Origin of the sequence: Xanthomonas arboricola (genome assembly GCF_002940665.1) — a bacterium.
GTDB classification, from domain to species: domain Bacteria; phylum Pseudomonadota; class Gammaproteobacteria; order Xanthomonadales; family Xanthomonadaceae; genus Xanthomonas; species Xanthomonas arboricola_B.
On sequence record NZ_MIGY01000002.1, the window covers coordinates 1,262,763 to 1,284,473 of the forward strand.

The following is a 21,711-nucleotide window of genomic DNA, read 5'->3' on the forward strand; positions in this document are numbered from 1 at the left end:
GTGGCGGGGACGTGGCAATCGGCCTCGTCAATGGATTCACGCGCCCGCACAAGGCGGCGCGCTAGGGTCGGGCCGTCTGTGCTCCCACGCGGGAGCCGCGGCGCCACCCGGCTCCGTGCAAGGCACTCTCTCTGGAGGAATCACCATGACAACGCAGAAAGAACGCGTCGGCGGCACCGATGCAGTGCCGATCTTCAAGATGCAGGAAACCACCCGCGATGGCGAGCTGACCAAGTATGTGGTCGGGGACACCGGGGTCGCCTTCGACAGTCTGGAGGGCGCGCAGGCTGCGGCCAAGGATCTGGGCGCCCTCAACGGTTGAGTCGGCCTGCAATCCGGTCGCCAGTCGTCCATTACCAGATAGGCCAGGGTTGGTCGTCGAGGGCGTGATGCTCTCACCGCGTGCGGGACACGCCGCGCATCGTCCGTGGAAGCTCCGTGGCGGCATCCATGCCGTCGAGGGTCCGGCAACCGGTAAGGGCGCCGCACCAGCAAGTTGTCGGCTGCCCACCATTGCAGGACCTTATGCGGCATGGATGCCGCACAAGGTCCTGCAATGACGTAGTTGCGCCGTGTCCCGCGACGGTAGGCGGGCGGCAAGGGCACTGCGACCAAGCCACAGCTCAGCCGCTCTAGCGTTGGTCTAGCTCTACAGCTGATCGATCGTTGCAACCAGTTCCCTGGAGATACAAGACCTTCGCTGGTCGAAGGTGCGGGTTCTCGCCGGAGTGGTGCAGCCTGCCTCGTCGGCTCGGCACAAAAATCAGGGAAGTGGCTGCTCCGTCAGTCGCCCGGTGTGCGGGGTGTGGATCAGCGGGGCCAGATCGAAGCCCTGTTCGCGCGCATGCGCCAGATAGGCCTGGGTGATGTTTTCGTCCAGCTGCGGCAGCCTTGCCAGCAGCCACAGGTACTTGCGGTCGGGGCCGCCGACCAGCGCGGCGGTGTAGTCCGCATCGATGCGCATCACCCAGTAATCGCCTTTGGTGAAAGGAATCCAGCGCAGGCCTTCGGGCAGGAAGGTGACCTCCAGTCGCGCGTTGCTGTCATCGATGGCGCGCGCCTCGCCGATTGCTTCTTTCAACTCGCCCTCGGCGGCCAGGCAGCGGTTCTGTACCCGCACCGTGCCATCGTCCTGCAGCGAATAGTGCGCCGACACATCGGTGCAATCGGCATCTTCGAAGCGAATCGGCAGCCGTGCGATTTCGTACCAGGTGCCCAGATAGCGATTCAGGTCCAGGGACGGGACGGTGACTAGGTCGGGAAGTCGGCTCATGGCGGCCTCTGCGCAGTGGTGTGGCGGACGTTGTACGTGCATCGCCATGAAATGGATGTTGCGACGCTGAAGAGAGCGTGTGGACGTACCGGCAAATGCTGTGCTGCCCGATAGCGGCAAGCGCACGCGTTTTGCCGCCGAGCCAGTAGCGGACAGCCGGGCGATGGATGAAGCGGGTGACCGCACGGTGTCCCGAACTCCTTAGCGTCCTAACGGAACGGCGCGGCATCGTTGTACGGCGGACGAATGCCGTCGCGTCGACGCGCTTGGATCAGGCGCTGCTATGCCGCGCTTGCCGTACCCATGGCACGATCCAGTTTGCGGTAGCCGATGGCCTCGGTCAGATGCCCGGTGGCAATGGCTGCACTGTCGTCGAGATCGGCAATGGTGCGGGCCACGCGCAGGATGCGATGCATCGAGCGCGCGGACAGCTGCAGATGTTCGATGGCGCGTTCCAGCAGCACCTGATCGTCGCCCTGCAGGCGACAGTGGTGATCGGTCTGAGCCTGATCCAGTTGTGCATTGGGTGCACCGGCACGCGCGAGTTGCCGTCGGCGCGCGGCGACCACGCGCGTACGCATGCTGACGCTGTTTTCGCCGACTTCACCGCTGCGCAAGGCTTGCGGGGGCAGTCGCGGTACTTCGACATGCAGATCGATCCGGTCCAGCAATGGGCCGGAGATGCGGCTTCGATAGCGGCGGATGCTGTCGCTGCTGCAGCGGCAACGCCCGCTGCCATCGCCGGCCCATCCGCACGGGCATGGGTTCATGGCAGCAACCAGCTGGAAACGTGCCGGGAAATCCAGGCTGCGCGCTGCGCGCGAGATCGTCACCAGGCCCGACTCCAAGGGCTCGCGCAACACTTCCAGGGTCTGCCGCTGCCACTCTGGGAGCTCGTCCAGGAACAGTACGCCGTTGTGGGCCAGCGAGATCTCGCCTGGGCGTGGATGCGTACCTCCACCGACCAAGGCGACCGCACTGGCGGTGTGATGCGGGGCTCGGTAGGGCCGCTGTCGCCAGCGTGCCAGATCCAGCCCGCGGCCGCTGACCGAGGTAATGGCAGCGGTTTCCAGTGCCTCGGCTTCGCTGGATTCCGGCAACAGGCCGGGCAGGCGCGAGGCGAGCAGGGTCTTGCCGCAGCCCGGGCTGCCGACCAACAACAAATGGTGAGCACCGGCGGCGGCGATCTCCAATGCGCGACGTGCGTGCGGCTGGCCACGGACATCGGCCATGTCCGGCAGCGCACGCGCGCCGAGCGCCGGGATCGCCATTTCGGCAGCAGGCGCCCGTTGGCTGCCGTTGAGCGCGGCGCAGACTTCCAGCAGCGTACGCGCGGTGAAGGCTTCGACGTGTCCGGCGATGGCCGCTTCGGCGCCATTGGCCAGCGGTACGATCAGCCGTCGCCCGGCTTGCGCGGCAGCCAGGGCGGCCGGCAACACGCCATCGACGCCGCGCAACTCGCCGGTCAGTGCGAGCTCGCCGAGAAATTCGTAATCGGCCAGGGTTTGGCGATCGATCTGCCCGCTGGCGGCCAGGATGCCGAGGGCGATCGGCAGGTCGAAGCGGCCGCCTTCCTTGGGTAGATCGGCCGGGGCCAGGTTGATGGTGATGCGGCGGGCAGGAAATTCGAATTGCGCGCACAACAGCGCCGCACGGACGCGTTCGCGCGATTCGCGCACCGCGGCCTCGGGCAGGCCCACGATCTGGGTGGAGGGAAGCCCGCCGGAGAGATGCACTTCCACCCGAACCTCAGGCGCATGCACCCCCACGCGGGCACGGCTGTGCACCAGCGCCAGACTCATGGTGGAAGGCCCTGATCAGGGAGTGACAGGTGGCGCTGCGGGCGGCGTCGCGGGCGCGCGGGCTTCCAGCGCGGCCACGGCCTGTTCCAGCGCGTCGAGTTTTGCGCGCGTGCGCAGCAGCACCGCGCGCTGCACGTCGAACTCTTCGCGGGTGACCAGGTCCAGCTTGCCCAGGCCGGCCTGCAGCGCGCCCTTGAAGGTGCTTTGCAATTCTTCGCGCGATTGGCGCAGGCCCGGCGGCACCAGGTCGCTGAGGCGGCGGGCGAGGTCGTCGAGCTGGTTGAAATCGATCATGGGTGTTCTCCGCAGGTCCGTAGGGAGCCTAATGCAGGCCGGGACACGCGGGACATCGGCAAGGCAGTCGGCAAGCGGTAAGGATAGTCCCATTCGGCTGTCGGCCGCGGCGACGGCCGTACGCTGCGGGGTGAGTGTTACGGCCGTCCACGGTATGCTGCGCGCCCTGTCATGCCGCTGGATCTGCACCGATGAAAATGATCATGGCCATCGTCAAACCGTTCAAGCTCGACGATGTGCGCGAAGCGCTCGCCGGCTGCGGGGTGGCTGGCATCACGGTGACCGAGGTCAAGGGCTTCGGGCGCCAGAAGGGGCATACCGAGCTGTATCGCGGTGCCGAATACGTGGTCGATTTCCTGCCCAAGGTGAAGATCGAAGTGGCGGTGACCGACGACCAGGCCGAGCGCGTGGTCGAAGCCATCGTGACCGCGGCCGGGACCGGAAAGATCGGCGACGGCAAGGTGTTCGTCTACGACCTGGGCAGTGTGGTGCGGATCCGTACCGGCGAGTTGGACAGCGACGCGCTGTAAGGCGTCAGCGGGCAGCGCCTTCGGTCGACATTGCGCCGTTGGTGCCTGGGCGATTGGCCGATTGCTGAGATGTCGCAGCTATCGCACAAGCCATCGGAAGATTGCCGCGACGCGGCGCCATGGCGTCCACAGTTGCATCGTCGGTCACTCGCCACTCGTGGGCAGGCGGCATCTGGCTGTCGACGCGTCTGCGACACGGTGCGCCGGAGCTCAACTTCAGCCGAGCAGCTGGTCCGCTACAGGACCCGAGCGGTGCCACGCCACGCAGCGCGCTCATACCATTTCAATACCGAAGATCGGATCCGCCACCTGAGGCAGCGTCGGCATCCACGTGATGCCCGTGATCCAGCTCCTAGCTGGCGGTTTGGTTCAAAATCTTTCGAGACCGGTCCTGCTTGTCCCCACGGGACGACTTGCCTACTCTAGCACCTAATACCATTTCAATACCGGAGTTAGGGGATGAAGCGACGCGATAGGAAGTCGGGCTTGCGCCCGCTCTCGCTCTGGCTGGCAGCGGGCCTGGCAGCGGCGACAGTCCCCGCACTGGCGCAGCCGGTCACCCAGCCGGCGATCTTCCCCGCGCCGGTCGCAATCACGCTGGAGAGCGGCACGGTCACGCTGGGGCAATCAGTGGTGCTGGTGGTGGCGCCGGGCGCAGATCCGGAGTCGGTCGCGTTGGTACGCCGCATCCTCGGTACGGCCGGCGTCGCCAAGATCGCCACCGCGGCGCGTCTGCCGGCAACACTCGACCGGCCGCACATCGTGCTCGGCACCGGCGAGGCGGCAGTGGTGCGCGATGCGCTGAGCCGCAGCAAGGCGGTGCAGGACACCCACAAGGAGGGCTATACGCTCGCCAGCGTGGCGCTCGGCACCGGCAGCCTGATCACGCTGGCCGGTCATGACAACGACGGGCTGTTCCATGCGGCGCAGACGCTGCGCCAGCTGGTCGAGCGCCCGGCCATTCCGACCCTGGCGATCCAGGATCATCCGGCGATGCCGATCCGCGGCACCATCGAAGGCTTCTACGGCGCGCCATGGTCGATGGCCGACCGCAGCAAGCACATCGAGTTTCTCGCCCGCAGCAAGGCCAATACCTTCATCTACAGCCCCAAGGACGACCCGTACGCGCGCGACCGCTGGCGCGACGCATATCCGGCCGCGACGCTGAAGGCGCTGGGCAAGCTGGCGGCCACCGCCAAGCGCAACCATGTCGACTTCGTCTATGCGATCTCGCCGGGGCCGACTGTGTGCTTCTCCGATCCGGCCGACGCCGAGGCGCTGCTGCGCAAGTTCGATGCCTTCCGCGCGCTGGGTGTGCGCAGCTTCTACGTGGCGCTGGACGATATCGAATACACCAAGTGGAACTGCGAGCGCGACAAGGCCACCTTCGGCGATTCCGGTGCGCAGGCGGCTGGCATCGCGCAGTCGCATCTGCTCAACCTGGTGCAGGCCGATCTGGTCGCCCGCCACGATGCAGCCTCGGAACTGATCATGGTGCCGACCGAGTACTACGACGCCAAGGAAAGCCCGTACAAGCAAGCGCTGCGCAAACACCTGGACCCGAAGATCGTGGTGCAGTGGACCGGCACCGACGTGGTGCCGCCGGCCATTTCCATTCCCGATGCACGTGCGGCGACCAAGGCGTTCGGTCGCAAGACGCTGCTGTGGGACAACTACCCGGTCAACGATTTCGAAACCTCGGCCGGGCGCTTGCTGATGGCGCCGTATGCGCGCCGCGAGGCCGGCCTGTCGGCGGAATTGTCCGGCATCGTCTCCAACCCGATGAATCAGGAAGTGCCCAGCCGGGTCGCGGTGATGGGGCTGACCGCCTTCGCATGGAACGACACCGGCTACGACGCCCAGCGCACCTGGCATGCGGCCGCACGCGACCTGGCCGGTGGCGATGCGCAGTTGACCGCTGCGCTGCTGACCTTCTTCGATACCCAGCATCTGGCGCCGACCTTCGGCAGCCAGCCGTGGCAGGAACAGGCGCCGCGGCTGAAGGCGGTGCTCGACCAGGTGCGCGAGACGATTGCGTCGGGCGATGCGGCAGCGCGTAGCCAGGCCATCGCCGAGCTGGCGCGTACGGCCGATGTGTTCGCGGCGGCGCCGCAGAGCATTCGCGCAGGCGTGGCCGACAAGGGCTTTGCGGAGCAATCGCGCCCCTGGCTGGAGGCGATGGAAGGCTGGGGCCGCGCGCTGCAACAGACCGCGGCCGGCCTGGATGCCGCCAATCGCGGTGACGCGCAGGCGGCAGTTGCGTTTGCCGATGCCAAGCGCATCGCTGCCGACGCCGCAGCGATCCCCTCGATCCCCGGCGCCACGCGCTTCGGTGGCCCGGTCAAGATCGCCGATGGCGTGCTGGACCGCTTCGTCGCCGACGCGCCGCAACTGATCGCCTACCGCGCGCCGGCGGCAGCCGAAGCGGCCGGCGTGCAGTGAGGAGCCGGGGCGGCGACCGGTCGACGGGTTAGCCGCCTGGAGGGCGCCGCCGGTGCACGGCATCGGCGCGTACCCCTGTCCACTGCTGTTCCTCCGCGCCGTTGCGCGGCACCCTGGCGACTGCTCGCCAGGGCGATCGGCGCACCGTTGGCGTGGCATCGAGATGGGCAGGCTTGCAGCCCGGTGGGCGTGGCCCGCGTCGCCGGATCAGCATGCGGGACGCAGATCGATATGCGTTGTTGCGCTGGTGCCGGTGCTGGATGCAGGGCGTGGTTGCACGTCACCGGCCAGGCATCGCGCCCGGCGCGCGCTGCCTTGGCGGCGGGTGGCCGCGGCCTGCCGGTCAGCGGGTTTCAGTCGGCACTGGTTGGCTGCGCATCGCGCTTCAGGTGCCGATACAGCCGCTTCCAGCCGCCGCGGATGGTGCGTACCCAGCGCGGCTCGGCGCTGCGTGCGGCCTCGTCGGCGGTCGGCGCGATCCCGGCCAGACGCTGGCGCATCTTCTGGAAATTGGCCACGTCGCTGCGCTGCAGTTGACGCGCCAGCAGGCCGCGCCGCAACCAGCGCGGGAAGCGCCAGGCCGAGGTGAAGTCGATCAATACCGGCACGCCGGCACTGATCACCACATTGGTGCCGTGCAGATCGTTGTGGGTGATGCCGACGGCGTGCAGGCGGCGCAGCGCCTGCTGCAGCTGCTGGAACACCTCCTGGCCGACCACCGCGCTGGCGCTGAGGGTGTCGCCCGGAATGAACTCCATGCCCAGCGCCAGCCCGCCCAGCGTGCCGAGCAGGGCCGGCGCATGCCGCCAGCCGTGCAGTCGGGCCAGCATCTTGGCCTCGTGCCGCACCATCAGCCGCGCGATCGGCGCCAGCAGCGTACGGCGGTAGCGGCTGTAGTCCTTGACCACCGCCAGTTGCCCATCCAGATGCGCGCGATAGACGTTTGGCTCGAGCAACCGGGTGCCCTGCTTGAGCAGCACGGGCGTGACGATTTGCAGGCTGGAAGTGTCCAGCGGCTGGTAATGCATGGCAAGTCTCCGGACCTTGGCGGCGCGGAGGACTCACGCGTCTGGCAGGGTTCACGATGATCGCGAGGGATCGGTCCGGCGGATTTTAGAACTTGCGAGTACTGAAATTACATTTGTTTAACAAATGAAATGTTCCGGACATGGAACAGCCTTGCTATTCGAGCGGTTGAAGCACTCGGATTTTGCAAAATCACCGGATCGGACGGCATGCGGGAGCGCTCTGCCGATGCACTGGGCGGCCACACGCGGCACCACGGCCGCGGTGCGATCTCGCTCGATCGCAATGGGAGCTGGCGATCGGCTCGCGGCGGATCGGTAGTGGCGGAACATGTCGAAGCTCACCCCGGCAGAGTGCGGTTGGACATGCGTGTCGCCGCTTCTTGACAGGCAATGAGACTCCAGACACTGTGCGCGCTGCGGTCAGGGGGCTGCATCACGCGCGCGTCGCGCACATCCACGCCGGTGTGCACGGCCGGTGCCTTGGGCATTGCAGTGATGCGGGGACGCCCCCGGAGAGATGACAGCAAGTGCGCCACTTCCAGACGCCGTCGGGTTCGCCCGTGCGCGCACGGATGCGGGAACGATGGGGGACCACTCATGGGGAATATGATGAAAAGGACTGCAACACTGCTATTGGCCTGCACGGCGCTTGGCGTCACGGCACAGGCTTCAGCGCAATCGCTGTCGCGCGGCTGGGACAGCTACCGGCAGCAGCAAAAGCAGCCGCAGGCCGGTACGCAGGAGGCCCCTGCGCCGGCAGCGCCGCAGTCGCGTCCGTCGCAAGCCGGCGGCGCGCCGACCGACGTCGGTGGAAGCGGAAGTGCAGGTGTGGTCGACCAGACCGGCGGATTTGCCACCGTCACGGCGCAGACGCCTGCGGTAGATGCGCCGCCTGCGCCGGCGTACGCAGCAGCGCCAGTACCAGCAACGGGCACTGCGCGGACCGAGCAATCGCGTATCGACAGCGGCGCGTTTATCAGCGTGCAGCGTGGTAGGGGCGAGGTGTTCAGTGGCTACAAGCAGGACATGCTTGGCCTCAGTGCCGGCTATCGCTGGCGTGCCGGCTCGGTGACGTTGATCGGGCTCGAGGGATCGGTTGGGCGCCTGGACCGCGGAGACTCGACCGACGATGTCTTTATTCCAGCAGTGAAGTTTGGCGGCATCGGCGGTACGGCCCGCTTCAACTTTGGTGACACTCCACTGTTTGCTGTGGTGCGTATTGGCTCATGGTATGCGGAGGTCGCAGAAATGAGTGATGAAATCTACGGTGGCTACGCGAGCCTCGGCCTGGGCGTCGATATCGGCAAGCACGCGAGTGTGAGCGCGATGTACACCAACTACATTTACGCCAACGATTACTATGACTACGCCGAAGACACCACCATCAATCGTGCCGAAGCACTGAACGCGGCACTCGAAGTCCGCTTCTAATGTAAGCGAACGATCCAGGAACGGCGGGCGGCAGCGTGCGCCCTTCTGCTCCAGATGTAGTTCAACAGCGACTTGGCAGACGGCAATTCTGTTTGAGGCCGCACCTTGTAGCCGCGCCGCATACGGTCATTGGCGTTGCACGGGTATCCATGCGGGTTGTTGTAGTGTCACGGTCAACGCATTGACTCAGCCGTTGGCGAGGGCAGATGGACGCATTGGCGCAGTTTTTGACGGACGAGCAGGACCCAACGGCAGTGGGCAGGATCCTGCCCAAGGTCACCGAGTTGCTGACTCGCGACGAGCAGGTCGAGTACATCGCCGTGCAGAAGAAGATGGTGATGAACCTGTCACCTGACGCGGTGGTGCTGACCAACCGCAGGTTCATTGTGGTCTACCCGAAACTGTTCGGCATGACGTTTCGCGATTTCCCCTGGCGCGAGGTGCTCGATGTGCACATGAGCGAACAGATGCTCGGGGCCACCATCATGTGCCGCACCACGCAGGGCGCGTACGCATCCATCGATAGCCTTCCAAAAAAGCAGGCGCGGCGCGTGTATGCCTATGCGCAGCAGGTGGAAGAATCGGCCTACGAAAAACGCCAGCAGCTGGAATTCGACAAGTTGCGCGCGTCGGCCGGCGGTGTGGTGGTGCACGCTCCTGCAGCGCAGGGTGCGGTGCCTTCGGCTCCGCCGATCGCGGTGGCCGTCACCGATGATCCGATGCAGGTGCTGAGCAAGCTCAAGCAGCTATTGGATGCGGGTTTGGTCACGCAGGAAGAATTCGACGCCAAAAAAGCCGAGGTGTTGGCACGGCTGTAAGGCTGCTGACAGATTCAGCAGGTAGCCGTCAGCTGGCGGGGATTGCACGGCCCAAGAATGCCTGACAAGACGTAGCGAGCAGTCGTAAGCCGTGCGGACGGTGCGCCTAGAACCGGAGCGTACGGCGTCGTGCATGCCGATTCCGAGCACCGGCCGTGCCAAGCGGTGCACGCAGTGGATCGGGAAGTCGCTTCAAGCGGCGGTCTGCGGTGCTCTGCGCTTGCCGCAGCATGCGCGCAGACCGCTACGCCGGTCGTGGGGTGCCAGGCTACGGCATTTAAGACCGGCACGTGATCGTCGTCGGGCCGGCGCAGTCGCTGCGCGGCGCCGCTTGCCGCATGGACATGGCGGCTGCTCCGCGCCTGTCATGTCCATCTGGCGACCGTTCACCTTGTGCCGCTGGCAGTCTTACTCGCCCAGCGCCTTGGCCACGAACGGCGGCGCGACCAGCACGCCGGTGTGCAGGTGCGCGGTGTAGTACAGCGTCTCGAAGCCCTTGGCCTGTGCGGCGTCCTGGCGGAAGGCGAACTCGGCGTTGGCCTGCTTGCTGGCCATGGTCACGCTCCACCAGCCGGTGGGGTAGCACGGCTGCGGGAAGGGCAGGGTCTTGAACGACTGGAAACCGGCCTTGCCCATTTCGGTGCGCATTTCCTTGATCAGTTCCAGCAGCGCCAGCGGCGACTCGGACTGCTGCACCAGGATGCCGTCGTCCTTCAATGCCTTGAAGCAGCTCTCGTAGAATGCCTTGTTGAACAGGCCTTCGGCCGGGCCGACCGGGTCGGTGGAGTCGACGATCACGATATCCACGCTGCCGGCCGGGCAGTTGGCCATGTAGGCCACGCCGTCGTCGAACAGCAACTCGGCACGCGTATCGTGGTTGGAATCGCACAGCTCGGGGAAGTACTTCTCCGACATGCGGGTGACCTGCTCGTCGATGTCGCACTGGGTGGCGCTTTCCACGCCCGGGTGCTTGAGCACCTCGCGCAGGGTGCCGCAGTCGCCGCCGCCGATGATCACCACGCGCTTGGGCGCGGGATGGGTGAACAGCGCCGGGTGGCTGATCATCTCGTGATAGAAGAAATTGTCGCGGCTGGTCAGCATCACCGCGCCGTCGATCAGCATCAGCTTGCCCCAGTCGGTGGTCTGGTAGATCTCGATCTTCTGGAACGGGGACTGCACCTCGTCCAGCTTGCCGCTGATGCGGAAGCCGATCGCCGAGCCGGTGGGCTGGAAGTGTTCGATGTACCAGTTGTCGTTGGCGCTCATGCAAAGTCCTGAAAGATGGGGCTGTTCCTTCTCCCACCGGGAAAAGGTGGCGCAAAGCGCCGGATGAGGGTCGGGCGCAGCCGCGCACAGACAAGCTGCTGGCGGTTATGCCGAACCCTCGCCAACCCCGCTCCAACCGGGAGAGGGGCGTGAAGTCGGCGCGGATTGTAACGGACCCTGCGCGTGCCAGGCGTTACACTTCACGCCCTTTTTGTCCCAGCCGAGTCAGCGAAATGAGCGATTGGTCCCTCGACCAAGCCCGCAAGACCTATTCGATCCCGCATTGGGCCGACGGGTATTTCGATGTGAACGACGCCGGACATGTGGTGGTCACACCGACCAGCGACGGTCCGTCGGTGTCGTTGCCCGAGGTGGTGGACGCCGCGCGCGCGGCCGGCGCCAAGCTGCCGCTGCTGGTGCGTTTCCCGGACATCCTGGGCCAGCGCCTTGGCAAGTTGCAGGCGGCGTTCGCGCAGGCGCAGTCCGAATGGGATTACGCCGGCGGCTATACGGCCGTGTACCCGATCAAGGTCAACCAGCATCGGGGCGTGGCCGGCACCCTGGCGTCGCACCATGGTGAGGGCTTCGGCCTGGAAGCGGGCAGCAAGCCGGAGCTGATGGCGGTGCTGGCGCTGTCGCGCCCGGGTGGGCTGATCGTCTGCAACGGCTATAAGGACCGCGAATACATCCGCCTGGCGCTGATCGGCCGCAAGCTCGGCCTGCAGACCTTCATCGTCATCGAAAAGCCCTCCGAGCTGAAGCTGGTGCTGGAAGAGGCGCGCGCACTGGACGTCAAGCCGGGTCTGGGCGTGCGCATGCGCCTGGCTTCGCTTGGCGCGGGCAAGTGGCAGAACAGCGGTGGCGACAAGGCCAAGTTCGGGCTGTCGCCGCGCCAGGTGCTGGACCTGTGGAAGACGCTGCGCGATACCGAGTACGCCGACAGCCTGAACCTGCTGCACTTCCATATGGGTTCGCAGATCTCCAATGTGCGCGACATCGCCAACGGCATGCGCGAGGCCACGCGCTACTTCGTGGAGCTGTCGCGGCTGGGCGCGCGGATCAGCCACGTGGATGTCGGCGGCGGTCTGGGCATCGATTACGAAGGCACGCGCTCGCGCAGCTATTGCTCGATCAACTACGGCCTGCATTCCTACGCCAGCAACATCGTGCAGCCCCTGGCCAGCGCCTGTGAAGAGCACGGCCTGGCTCCGCCGCGCATCGTCACCGAATGCGGCCGCGCGATGACCGCCCACCACGCGGTGTTGATCGCCAACGTGTCCGAAGTGGAGCAGGCGCCGGAAGGCCGCGTACCGGACACGCACGATGACGAGCCGGCAGCGATCCGCCACCTGCGCGAGATCCATGACGAGCTCGATGTGCGCCCGGCGGTGGAACTGTTTCAGGAGGCGCAGCACTTCCATGCCGAAGGCCTGAGTGCCTACGCATTGGGCCAGATCGACCTGACCCACCGCGCACGTATCGACGACCTGTTCTATGCGATCGCCCACGGCGTACGTGCACGCCTGAGCTTCGACGAAAAGAGCCATCGCCCGGTGCTGGACGAGCTCAACGAGCGGCTGGTGGACAAGTATTTCGTCAATTTCAGCGTGTTCGAGTCGATTCCGGATGTGTGGGCGATCGATCAGGTGTTCCCGATCGTGCCGATCGAGCGCTTGAACGAAGCGCCGCAGCGGCGCGGCATCATCGCCGACATGACCTGCGACTCCGACGGCATGGTCAAGACCTACGTCGAGAACGAAAGCCTGGACAGCTCGATGCCGCTGCATGCGTTGAATCCGGGGCAGAGCTATCGCATCGGCTTCTTCCTGGTCGGTGCCTACCAGGAAATCCTGGGCGATATCCATAACCTGTTCGGCGATACCGATGCGGTGGAAGTGGCCGTGGACGGCGACGGCTACCGCATCGCGCAGCAGCGCCGCGGCGATACCACCGATGTGATGCTGGACTACGTGGGCTATCAGCTGGACACGCTACGTGCGACCTATGCCGAGCGCATCGCCGCCGCGCAGCTATCGCCCGAGCGCGCACAGGAATTGAGCGACGCACTGGAAGCAGGGTTGACCGGTTACACCTACCTGTCCGACGAACCGTTGGGCTGAGGCACTGCGCGCTGCGGCCGATGCCGTGGCGCGCCGTTGTGTTTCCCCTCTGCACGCAATGCATTGAAGAGACGGCCCACGGCACAGCTGTGCGGCCGGATGTGGCGTGCCTCCGGAGCGACCCCGGTGCCATTGCCGGATACCATGACTTCTGCACGCCTTGGCCGAGGCTGGCAACGTGTTGCCCCAGCGGCGGCGTGCGACGACGCATCGGCATGTACGACGCTGTTCTCGCTGCAGCGGGCAGTGCGTCTGGGTGCGTTCGCGAAGGACTACGGCGCCAGCTTGCCGCGACGGGCCAGCCGAACACAGCTGCCGTCTGACCATCTGGCCGATGCGGTGCTCGCCGGTCCGCGCTGCGTCAGATAGACGGGACCGGCAACGCAGAACGCCGACGCCTGTTGCAGACCTGGAACGACACCGCCGCAGCCCTGCCGGAGCCGGCCACGCTGCTGCGCGGCATGCTGCAGTGTGCCGCGCTGATGCTGGCGGCGACGCGTCGGGCCGGTCAGGCTGGCCAACGCGCTGGGGCGGGCTGGCATCGGCCGGGATAGACGTGCCGAGCGCTTCTTCCAGCTGCAGCAGGCACCGCACGATTGGCTGTTCCCGCAGATATCGGTGGCAATGCATCACGGCGGCGTCGGCACCACCGGTGCGGTGCTGGCTGCGGGGATTCCGTCGGTGGTGTTGGCGTTCGGCGACGACCAGCCGTTCTGGGCGCATTGCCTGGGTCGCCCCGCCGGCTCGCACGGGTCGGGTTGCAGCCGGACACCTTGGCCGACGCCGGTACCGGCGTCGCCGCCTCGGCGGATGCTGCACAATCGGGCTCCCTCGGTCTTGCATCGTCCGTATGCGCTATCCCGCTCTCGATCTACTGCGTGGCATCGCCATTGTCTGGGTGATGTTGTTCCATTCCTTCGTGGTCGGCGGTCTGGGGCCGAACTGGGCGTGGTTGTCGCGCTACGGATGGATGGGCGTGGACCTGTTCTTCGTGCTAAGCGGTTTTCTGATCGGCACGCAGGTGCTGAAGCCGCTGGCGCGCGGGCAGCGCGTGGACTTCAAGCAGTTCTATCTGCGCAGGGCGTTTCGCATCCTGCCGGCGTTCTTAGTGGTGCTGGCGATCTACATGGCGTGGCCGGACTTTCGCGAGTCGCCCGGGCTGGCACCGTGGTGGATGTTCGTCACCTTCACCCTGAACCTGTTCGTCGATTACGGCCGCGATGCCGCGTTCTCGCACGCCTGGTCGCTGTGCGTGGAAGAACATTTCTATCTGGTATTTCCGTTGCTGGCGACGCTGCTGCTGCGTCGGCCCTCGGCCACACGCTTTGGCGTGCTCTGCGTGCTGGTCGTGGTTGCCGGCACCGCGCTGCGTGCCGGCATCTGGTGGCACAACACTGCCCTGGACAGCGCTGGCGTCGGTCTGCAGCGCAACTGGTTCATCGAAGACATCTATTACCCGACCTGGAATCGTCTGGACGGTCTGCTGGCCGGTGTCGTGCTGGCGGTGCTGAAGGTGTTTCGCCCCATGACGTGGCAACGGCTGCAGCAGCACGGCAACGCCATCCTGTGTGCCGGCGTGGCGATTCTGGCACTGGCACTGTGGCTGTTCCGCGAGCGCACCGGCCTGCTCGGCAATGCGGTGGGCTGGCCGGTGCTGTCGCTGGGGCTGGCCTTGTTGGTTCTGGCCGGCACCGCCAGCAGCGGTGTGTTTGGCGGCTTGCGCGTGCCGGGCGCGGCATGGCTGGCGGCCATCTCCTACAGCCTGTATCTGACCCACAAGGCCGTCTTCCATCTCACCCAGGGCTGGTTCGGGCCGGCGCTGGAGGGGCGGGGCGTGCTGGCATTTGCGGTGTATGGGCTGGTGGCGGTGCTGGGCGGCGCGCTGTTGCACTACGCGGTGGAGCGCCCGTTCCTGCAACTGCGCGACAAGATGCTACGGCCAGGCGCGCAGCCGTTGGCTGCCGCCGATCGCGGCTGACCAGGCGGAGCAAAACGCCGCGCAATGCGCGGCGTTGTCGTCATCCCTGGCGGTGCGCCGGTTGCAGCGCCGCACCCAGCTTGGATGCGGCGCGATCTGCTCACGCGCCGGCCGCCACACCATCGGATCGCGGCGCGACCGAGGCACTGGCGTTGCAGGCCCTCGTCACTGCGCGTCGCGCGCCACCTGGAAACCGGCAAACGACTGCGTGACCGGCATGATTTCCAGCCGATTGATGTTCAGATGCGCTGGCAGGCTGGCGACGTAGTAGATCTGCTCGGCGATGTCCTCGGCGGTCATCGGGGTGGCGCCGCGGTACAGCGTGTCCGAGGCGGCCTGGTTGCCGCCGGTGCGCACCAGGGTGAATTCGGTTTCGGCCATGCCCGGTTCGATCGAGGTCACGCGCACGCCGGTGCCGTGCAGGTCCGCGCGCAGGCCCAGCGAAAACTGCTGCACGAACGCCTTAGTGCCGCCGTACACGTTGCCGCCGGTGTAGGGGTAGGTCGCCGCGACCGAGGCGATGTTGATGATGGCGCCACGGCGCTCGATCAGTGTGGGCAGCAGCCGGTGCGTCAGCGTCACCAGTGCGGTCACGTTGGTGTCGATCATCTGCTGCCACTGGGTCAGGTCGGCCTGCTGCGCGGGCGCGGTGCCCAGCGCCAACCCGGCGTTGTTAACCAGCACATCGATGCCGGTGAAGTCGGCCGGCAGCGCGTCGATCGCTGCCGACAAGGCCTGCGCATCGCGCATGTCGAAGGCGGCGGTATGCACCTGACCGGCGGGCAGTTCGGCAGCCAAGGCATCCAGGCGCTCGGCGCGGCGACCGGTGGCGATGACTTTCCAGCCGGCGGCGGCAAAACGGCGCACGGCAGCGCTGCCAAATCCGGAAGTGGCACCGGTGATCAGAACAGTCTTGGACATGGGGATAACTCCTGCGAACAAGGGGATGAGGCGAAGGGGTCAGGGTGTGGTGGCAGGACCAGGTGTGTTGGCCTGGGCGCGAAGCGCGCGCAACCCTGCCTCACTGAGCGGCTCGCGCGTCACTACGCGGCCGTGTCGCACCTGCAGGAGCAAATACGGTGCTTCTGCGGCGCCGGGTGCGGTGTCGCCGGTGCTCGCGGCGGTTGGCAGGGCGATCACCAGCTCGCCATCGATCCAGTCCGCGGCCACCGGGGCGGTCCGTCCGGGAAACAGCACCTCGAGGGGCAATGCCGGCGGCGCGGTGTCGCAGGCGCCGATGACGACGCGATCCAGCAATACCTGCGCCTGCTCCACGCGCCAATCGGCCCGATAGCCACGCCAGTTTGCACTGCAACTGCCCAGCGCCTGCCGCGCATGCGCTACGAAACGTTGCCAGGTGGCCTGGTCGTCCAGCACCGGCGCCAATGGCTCGGCCAGCAGTGCCGCGTCCTGCCCGTCGATCCGGATGCGGTCGGGAATCTGCTCGGTGGCGTGCGCCGCGCCGATCAGTCCCCACCACAACCACAGGCCGGCGGCGCGCTGCAGCACGGCGGCTACTGCGCCTTGATCGCAATGGCGGGCAAGCCGCTACCGGTCAGTTTCTGCTTGGCTTCGGCCAGTTCGCCGGCGCTGCCGTACGGCCCCATGCGCACGCGGTAAACGGTTTTGCCGCTGATGTCGGCCGATTCGACGCGTGCGGCCAGGCCCATCATCGCCAGCTTGGCCTTGGTCGATTCGGCATCCCCGGAGGCGCCGAACGAGCCGGCCTGCAGGATGTAGCGGGTGTTGTCCGTCACTGCGGCGGGGGATGCCGGCGTGGCAGCTGCTGCTGCCGCAGTCGGCTTCGGCGCAGCCGTTGCAGCTGGCGTGGTGAGCGCCGCAGTGCTGGCCGGCGCCGGCGTGGCGGCCGGACGCGTTGGGGCGGCCTCCGCCAACGGCTTCGGCGCGCTGGCTGCAGTTTCGTTCAACGGAACCGGCACGCTGGCCGCCGGCGTGGCTGCCGCCACGCTCGCAGCCGGCGCAGGCGCGACCGGCTTGCCTTCCAGCGCTGCGCGCGCACGTGCGGCTTCTTCGGCGCGCGCACTGGCCGCCAGTTCGGCATCGGACATCTGCACTTCCTTGCCCGGCAGCAAGGTATAGAAGTCGTACTGGGTTTGCGCATCGCCGGGCTTGGCTTGCGGTTTGGGCGGTTGCGCGCTGGGCTTGGGGAGCTCGGCCGGCGTATCCACGTCGGCATCGGCCACCGGTTCGGGCTGCGCGTCGGGGTTGGCGCGCGGGCCTACGCGCAGGAAGCCGTCGCCGTCCTTCTTGAACAGGTTGGGCGCGGCCAGAAAGATCACTGCCGCAATCGCAGCGCCCGCCACCAACCACACCCAACCGGGGGTGCCATTGCTGGTATTGCGTCGCGCCTGACTCTTACCGCGTCGTGCTGCCATCTACCACTTCTCCGAATCACGTCGTTGCGGGCCATGCGGCCCGGCTTACATCTTTTCTGGGGCGCTGACGCCAAGCAGTTCCAGGCCGTTGGCGAGTACCTGCTGCGTGGCGACGGCGAGGGTGAGCTTGGCGTCGCGCTCTGCGGCATCGTCCACCAGCAGTTTGGTGTTGTGATACCACGTGTGGAAGGCGTGCGCCAATTCACGCAGGTATTGCGCGATCTGGTACGGCTCCAGCGTCTGCCCGGCGATTTCCACCACCTCCGCATAGCGCGACAGCTCGACCATGACGTTGAGCGAGTGCTCGTCGTCCAGGCGCGCCAGCTCGGCCAGTCCATGCGCCTGCTCGTACTTGTAGCCCTTCTCCTGCGCCTGCCGCAGCACGCTGCAGACGCGGGCATGCGCGTACTGCACGTAGAACACCGGGTTGTCGTTGCTCTGCTGACGCGCCAGGTCGATGTCGAAGGTGAGCTGCGAGTCGGGCTTGCGCGCGATCAGGAACCAGCGCACCGCATCGGCGCTGGTTTCTTCGATCAGATCGCGCAGGGTGACGTAGCTGCCGGCACGCTTGGACAGTTTCACTTCCTCGCCGCCGCGCATCACCGTGACCATCTGGTGCAGCACGTACTCCGGCCAGCCTTGCGGGATGCCCAGTTCCAGCGCCTGCAGGCCGGCGCGCACGCGCGTCAGCGAGCCGTGGTGATCGGCCCCCAGTTCGGTGATCGCGCGCTCGTAGCCGCGCTGCCACTTGGTCAGGTGATAGGCCACGTCCGGCACGAAGTAGGTGTAGGTGCCGTCGGACTTGCGCATCACCCGGTCCTTGTCGTCGCCGAACTCGGTGGACTTCAACCACAACGCGCCGCCTTCCTCGTAGGTATGGCCGGAGGCGATCAGCTTCTGCACCGCCTCTTCGACCTTGCCGTCCTTGTACAGCGAGCTTTCGAGGAAATAGATATCGAAATCGACGCGGAACGCGGCCAGGTCGTGGTTCTGCTCGTTGCGCAGATAGGCCACGGCAAAGCGACGGATCGCGTCGAAATCGGCAGGGTCCTTGCCTCCGGTGACCAGATGGCCTTCCAGGTCGACGGTGTCGCCGGCCAGGTAGGCGTTGGCCACATCGGCGATGTAATCGCCGCGATAGCCATTCTCCGGCCAGCCGTCGCTGTCGGGGATGAGCCCTTGCGCGCGCGCCTGCACCGACAAGGCCAGGTTCTCGATCTGCACGCCAGCATCGTTGTAGTAGAACTCGCGCTTGACGTTCCAGCCGTTGGCATCGAGCACGCGCGCCAGGCTGTCGCCGATCGCCGCTGCGCGGCCGTGGCCGACGTGCAGCGGGCCGGTCGGGTTGGCCGAGACGTATTCCACGCCCACCGAGCGGCCATTGCCGGCCAGCCCGCGACCGTAGTCGTGGCCCTGCTTGAGCACATGCGCCACTTCGCGTTGGTAGGCGGTGGGGGCGAGATGGAAGTTGATGAAGCCCGGACCGGCGATCTCCACCTTGGCCACGTCGTCGCTGGCCGGCAATGCGGCGACCAGCGCCTGGGCCAGCGCGCGCGGATTGCTGCGCGCCGGCTTGGCCAGCAGCATCGCGGCATTGGTGGCAAAGTCGCCGTGCTCGCGCGTCTTGGGTCGCTCGACCACGAAATCCGGCGGCAGGGTGTCGGCAGGCAGGGTGCCGTTGGCGCGCAAGGCTTCAATGCCTTGGCCGATCAATGCGCGGAGTTGGGCTTTCACGTGGGATCTGCTTGGAACGAAACCACCGATTTTACCCGACCGCGCGCCCCGCGGTCGGGCCGATGGTTCAGGTCACCGCCACCGTGTCATCCCAGCCAGCCGCGCTCGGCCAGCGAGACCGGACGCCCGTCGCCGATCACGAAGTGGTCCAGCAGGCGGATATCCACCAGCTCCAAGGCATCCAGCAGACGCCGGGTGACCGCGTGGTCGGCCTCGGACGGTTCCCGATTGCCAGACGGATGGTTGTGCCCGACGATCACCGCCGCGGCATTGTGCAGTAGCGCCCGCCGCACCACTTCGCGTGGATGGATGTCGGCCCCGTCGATGGTGCCGGTGAACAGTTCCTCGAAGGCGATGGCGTGATGGCGGGTATCCAGGTACAGCGCCGCGAACACTTCGTAGGAGCGGGCACGCAGCCGTTGCGAAAAGTAACGGCCGACGCTGGGCGGGTCGCTGAGCGCGTCGCCGCGTTCCAGTGCGCTCAGCAGGTGGCGGTGCGACAGCTCCAGCGCCGCACTGAGCTTGCAGGCCGAGGCCGGACCCAGGCCGGGCAGGCGCGCCAGGGCGGGTGCCGTGCGATCCAGCAGTACGCGCAGCGGGCCGTGGCGAAGCAGCAGGTCGCGCCCGGTCTGGACGGCGTCCTGGCCGCGCAGGCCGGAGCCGACAAAGATCGCCAACAGCTCGGCATCGGACAGGGCAGGGGCCCCGCGCGCCAGAAGTTTCTCGCGCGGGCGTTCGTGGGTGGGCCAGTCGTGAATGTGCATATGGCGAGATTGCCGGTGCTCATCGCTCACGCCTATCAGACCGGACGGGGGCATCGGCTAATCTAGTTGTCCTTGTAACCGTAGGACGACTCCGACGTGATCGGCTCCACTCAGGCCCGCCCCTTGGACGGACAGCGCTTGCTGCTGTGCGTCGGCGGAGGCATTGCCGCTTACAAATCGCTCGAACTGGTCCGTCGCCTGCGCGACGCCGGTGCGCAGGTGCAGGTCGCCATGACCGGCGGCGCGCAACAATTCGTTACCCCGCTCAGCTTCCAGGCGCTGTCCGGGCAGCCCACCCGCACCACGTTGTGGGACAGTGCCGCCGAGCAGGCGATGGGACATATCGAACTGGCGCGCTGGGCCGATCAGGTGATCGTCGCCCCGGCCACGGCCGACCTGCTGGCGCGTCTGGCGCATGGTCTGGCCGATGACCTGGTCAGCACGCTGTGCCTGGCCACCACTGCGCCGCTGACCGTGGCCCCGGCAATGAACCACCGCATGTGGCTGCACCCGGCCACGCAGGCGAATATGGCGAGCCTGTCGGCACGCGGCGTGCGCGTGGTCGGTCCCGATGACGGCCCGCTGGCCGAAGGCGAGTCCGGCCCCGGTCGGCTGGCCGAGCCGGCGGCGATCATCGCCGCCCTGGTCGGCGGTGCCGGTGCTGTCAGTGCCATGCTGCTCGCCTCCAAGAGTGCTGCTGCGCCTGCGTTCGTGCCCAGCAGCGCGCAACTGGACGGCCTGCGCATCGTGATCAGTGCAGGCCCCACCTTCGAGGACCTGGACCCGGTGCGCTACGTGGGCAACCGTAGCAGCGGCAAGATGGGCTATGCCCTGGCCGCTGCCGCCGCCAGCCAGGGCGCCGACGTGGTGCTGGTCAGCGGCCCGGTGCACCAGACCACTCCGGCCGGCGTCCGGCGGATCGACGTGCGCTCGGCTGCGCAGATGCGCGATGCGGTGCTCGACGCGTTCCCGGCCGACATCTACATCGGTGCCGCTGCAGTGGCCGACTACACCCCCAAGCGGGTGGTCGCGCAGAAGATCAAGAAGACCGGCGAGACGCTGACCCTGGACCTGGTGCGCACGCCGGACATCCTGGCCGAGGTCGCCGCGCAGACCGGCGCGCTGAAGCTGGTGGTCGGTTTTGCCGCCGAAACGCACGACGTGGAGCATTACGCGCGTGGCAAGCTGGCCGCCAAACGGCTGGACCTGATCATCGCCAACCAGGTGGGGATCGAAGGCGGCGGCTTCGAAAGCGACAACAACGCCGCCACCGCCTATTGGCAGGGCGGCGAGCGCGTCTTTCCCAGCAGCAGCAAGACCGAATTGGCCGACCAGCTGTTGGCCCTGATCGCGGAGAGATTGCAGGCATGAGCACCCCGACCCAGTCCCTGCAGGTGAAGCTGCTCGACCCGCGCTTCGGCGACCTGTGGCCGCTGCCGGCCTACGCCACCGACGCCAGCGCAGGCATGGACCTGCGCGCCGCGCTGGAAGCGCCAATGACGCTGGAGCCCGGCGATGCGGCGCTGATTCCCAGCGGCATTGCGATCCATCTGGCCGACCCGCAGCTGTGCGCAGTGATCCTGCCGCGCTCGGGCCTGGGCCATCGCCACGGCATCGTGCTCGGCAATGGCACCGGGCTCATCGATGCCGATTACCAGGGGCCGCTGCTGATCAGCACCTGGAATCGCGGCCGTGAGGCCTTCACCATCGAGCCGGGCGACCGCATCGCACAGCTGGTGATCCTGCCGATCGTGCGCGTGGGCTTGCAAGTGGTGGATACTTTCGTCGACAGCGCGCGGGGAGCGGGTGGATTCGGCCACACCGGCGTGCGCTGA

Annotated in this window: 19 protein-coding genes, 1 other RNA gene and 1 pseudogene; 10 read left to right on the top strand and 11 right to left on the bottom strand. The window is 66.8% G+C overall.

The genetic code is table 11. The features are described 5' to 3' along the window. The first annotated feature begins 145 nt into the window (after positions 1–145). A complete protein-coding gene (locus tag XarjCFBP7645_RS12640; RefSeq protein WP_166776180.1) occupies positions 146–322 on the top strand; it encodes a hypothetical protein in 177 nt (58 codons plus the stop codon). A gap of 441 nt (positions 323–763) precedes the next feature. Here the strand turns inward: XarjCFBP7645_RS12640 and XarjCFBP7645_RS12645 are convergent, their stop codons facing one another. The 3 genes from XarjCFBP7645_RS12645 to ubiK all read right to left on the bottom strand — a co-directional run bounded on the left by XarjCFBP7645_RS12645 (position 764) and on the right by ubiK (position 3,369). Beyond that, a complete protein-coding gene (locus XarjCFBP7645_RS12645) occupies positions 764–1,273 on the bottom strand; it encodes a lipocalin family protein (protein ID WP_181126314.1) in 510 nt (169 codons plus the stop codon). 281 nt (positions 1,274–1,554) lie between these two features. Continuing rightward, positions 1,555–3,075 carry a YifB family Mg chelatase-like AAA ATPase gene (locus XarjCFBP7645_RS12650; RefSeq protein WP_104537733.1) on the bottom strand — a complete coding sequence of 507 codons (1,521 nt, stop codon included), beginning with the start codon at positions 3,073–3,075 and terminating at the stop codon, positions 1,555–1,557. A 15-nt stretch (positions 3,076–3,090) separates the two neighbouring features. Continuing rightward, a complete protein-coding gene (gene ubiK / locus XarjCFBP7645_RS12655; RefSeq protein ID WP_104537734.1) occupies positions 3,091–3,369 on the bottom strand; it encodes a ubiquinone biosynthesis accessory factor UbiK in 279 nt (92 codons plus the stop codon). Positions 3,370–3,560: 191 nt separating this feature from the next. Here ubiK and XarjCFBP7645_RS12660 point away from each other — a divergent pair, with 191 nt between their 5' ends. Continuing rightward, positions 3,561–3,899, top strand: coding sequence for a P-II family nitrogen regulator (locus XarjCFBP7645_RS12660; protein ID WP_016904463.1), 339 nt, complete (start codon positions 3,561–3,563; stop codon positions 3,897–3,899). 459 nt (positions 3,900–4,358) lie between these two features. After that, on the top strand, positions 4,359–6,341 hold the full coding sequence (locus XarjCFBP7645_RS12665; RefSeq protein WP_104537735.1) for a beta-N-acetylhexosaminidase family protein: 1,983 nt from the start codon (positions 4,359–4,361) through the stop codon (positions 6,339–6,341). A gap of 353 nt (positions 6,342–6,694) precedes the next feature. Here XarjCFBP7645_RS12665 and XarjCFBP7645_RS12670 read toward each other — a convergent pair whose 3' ends face one another. Beyond that, entirely contained in the window at positions 6,695–7,369 is a 675-nt protein-coding gene (locus XarjCFBP7645_RS12670) for an RIO1 family regulatory kinase/ATPase (protein WP_181126315.1), read from the bottom strand. Between the two features lie 609 nt (positions 7,370–7,978). Between XarjCFBP7645_RS12670 and XarjCFBP7645_RS12675 the strand changes: the two genes are divergently transcribed. Both XarjCFBP7645_RS12675 and XarjCFBP7645_RS12680 read left to right on the top strand, forming a co-directional pair. Beyond that, a complete protein-coding gene (locus XarjCFBP7645_RS12675; RefSeq protein ID WP_104537736.1) occupies positions 7,979–8,800 on the top strand; it encodes a hypothetical protein in 822 nt (273 codons plus the stop codon). A gap of 206 nt (positions 8,801–9,006) precedes the next feature. Continuing rightward, positions 9,007–9,618 carry a PH domain-containing protein gene (locus tag XarjCFBP7645_RS12680; protein WP_104537737.1) on the top strand — a complete coding sequence of 204 codons (612 nt, stop codon included), beginning with the start codon at positions 9,007–9,009 and terminating at the stop codon, positions 9,616–9,618. Between the two features lie 59 nt (positions 9,619–9,677). Here the strand turns inward: XarjCFBP7645_RS12680 and XarjCFBP7645_RS12685 are convergent. Both XarjCFBP7645_RS12685 and speE read right to left on the bottom strand, forming a co-directional pair. Beyond that, a non-coding RNA gene (locus tag XarjCFBP7645_RS12685) (sX9 sRNA) lies at positions 9,678–9,753 on the bottom strand. 273 nt (positions 9,754–10,026) lie between these two features. After that, positions 10,027–10,884, bottom strand: a complete 858-nt coding sequence (gene speE / locus XarjCFBP7645_RS12690; RefSeq protein WP_104537738.1) for a polyamine aminopropyltransferase — start codon at positions 10,882–10,884, stop codon at positions 10,027–10,029. Between the two features lie 233 nt (positions 10,885–11,117). Here speE and speA point away from each other — a divergent pair, with 233 nt between their 5' ends. From speA to XarjCFBP7645_RS12710, 3 genes and pseudogenes are all read left to right on the top strand, one after another. After that, positions 11,118–13,004, top strand: coding sequence for an arginine decarboxylase (speA, locus tag XarjCFBP7645_RS12695; protein ID WP_104537739.1), 1,887 nt, complete (start codon positions 11,118–11,120; stop codon positions 13,002–13,004). 508 nt (positions 13,005–13,512) lie between these two features. After that, positions 13,513–13,840: pseudogene (locus XarjCFBP7645_RS12705) on the top strand (glycosyltransferase); the annotation flags it as partial. Between the two features lie 14 nt (positions 13,841–13,854). Further along, positions 13,855–14,982: an acyltransferase family protein gene (locus XarjCFBP7645_RS12710; protein WP_104537741.1), complete on the top strand. Its 1,128-nt coding sequence runs from the start codon at positions 13,855–13,857 to the stop codon at positions 14,980–14,982. Between the two features lie 165 nt (positions 14,983–15,147). Here XarjCFBP7645_RS12710 and XarjCFBP7645_RS12715 read toward each other — a convergent pair whose 3' ends face one another. The 5 genes from XarjCFBP7645_RS12715 to radC all read right to left on the bottom strand — a co-directional run bounded on the left by XarjCFBP7645_RS12715 (position 15,148) and on the right by radC (position 19,876). Next, positions 15,148–15,903: an SDR family NAD(P)-dependent oxidoreductase gene (locus tag XarjCFBP7645_RS12715; protein ID WP_104537742.1), complete on the bottom strand. Its 756-nt coding sequence runs from the start codon at positions 15,901–15,903 to the stop codon at positions 15,148–15,150. A gap of 39 nt (positions 15,904–15,942) precedes the next feature. After that, positions 15,943–16,491, bottom strand: a complete 549-nt coding sequence (locus XarjCFBP7645_RS12720) for a hypothetical protein (protein WP_104537743.1) — start codon at positions 16,489–16,491, stop codon at positions 15,943–15,945. 5 nt (positions 16,492–16,496) lie between these two features. After that, positions 16,497–17,378, bottom strand: a complete 882-nt coding sequence (locus XarjCFBP7645_RS12725) for an SPOR domain-containing protein (protein WP_104537744.1) — start codon at positions 17,376–17,378, stop codon at positions 16,497–16,499. Between the two features lie 45 nt (positions 17,379–17,423). Next, positions 17,424–19,112 (bottom strand): arginine--tRNA ligase, encoded by a 1,689-nt coding sequence (argS, locus tag XarjCFBP7645_RS12730; RefSeq protein ID WP_104537745.1) that lies wholly within the window; start codon positions 19,110–19,112, stop codon positions 17,424–17,426. Positions 19,113–19,198: 86 nt separating this feature from the next. Continuing rightward, positions 19,199–19,876 carry a RadC family protein gene (gene radC, locus XarjCFBP7645_RS12735; protein ID WP_104537746.1) on the bottom strand — a complete coding sequence of 226 codons (678 nt, stop codon included), beginning with the start codon at positions 19,874–19,876 and terminating at the stop codon, positions 19,199–19,201. Between the two features lie 96 nt (positions 19,877–19,972). On the opposite strand from radC, the gene coaBC reads away from it, so the two are divergent. Together coaBC and dut are read left to right on the top strand one after the other, a co-directional pair. After that, positions 19,973–21,247, top strand: coding sequence for a bifunctional phosphopantothenoylcysteine decarboxylase/phosphopantothenate--cysteine ligase CoaBC (gene coaBC / locus XarjCFBP7645_RS12740; RefSeq protein WP_104537747.1), 1,275 nt, complete (start codon positions 19,973–19,975; stop codon positions 21,245–21,247). Next, a complete protein-coding gene (gene dut / locus XarjCFBP7645_RS12745) occupies positions 21,244–21,711 on the top strand; it encodes a dUTP diphosphatase (RefSeq protein WP_016901966.1) in 468 nt (155 codons plus the stop codon). The genes coaBC and dut overlap by 4 nt, the downstream gene beginning before the upstream one ends.